1 protein-coding gene is annotated in these 484 nt (G+C 34.7%); it reads right to left on the bottom strand.

What is annotated here, in order from left to right; genetic code table 11:
* Positions 1 to 99: 99 nt before the first annotated feature.
* A partial coding sequence (locus V7122_RS14835) for a PASTA domain-containing protein (RefSeq protein ID WP_335527403.1) occupies positions 100 to 484 on the bottom strand: 385 nt, incomplete at its 5' end.

The following is a 484-nucleotide window of genomic DNA, read 5'->3' as shown; positions in this document are numbered from 1 at the left end:
GAAGCTAGACAATAAAAAAAGACCAACAGAACATTGGACAAATAATCAAAAACTTTGATTATCACTCCATATATTTTGTTATGGTCTTCAGTTCTTTGTTTAATCTTTCACTTCAATCGTTTCTTCCTCGTCTTCTACTGTTTGCTCCTCTTCGTCCACTCTGTATTTTTCAATCGGAGGCTCTAACTCTACTATTAAATATTCACCTTCGTTAAATAATGCACCAGGTTTTAAATTTTGCTTCTTTACATATCCATTTCCAACAGAATTTAGCTTTAAATTTCCTAGCTTGGCAATCTTCATTACGTCTCGCAATGACCAACCTGTCATATCCGGAATCGTTAATTGCCCATCTGTTCGAATCATAACCTTTTCTTTCGAAAGCAAGTTTGAGCTAGCTTCTGGAAGCTGTTTTATTATCTGATTGCCTTTTCCAATTACAATCGGTTCCATCCCTTTGTTATTTAATTGTTTAATAGCCTCT

The organism is Bacillus sp. JJ1532, assembly GCF_036965085.1.
GTDB lineage: Bacteria > Bacillota > Bacilli > Bacillales > Cytobacillaceae > Cytobacillus.
The sequence above is the reverse complement of the archived record's forward strand: the minus strand, read 5'-3'. Positions and strand labels throughout refer to the sequence as shown.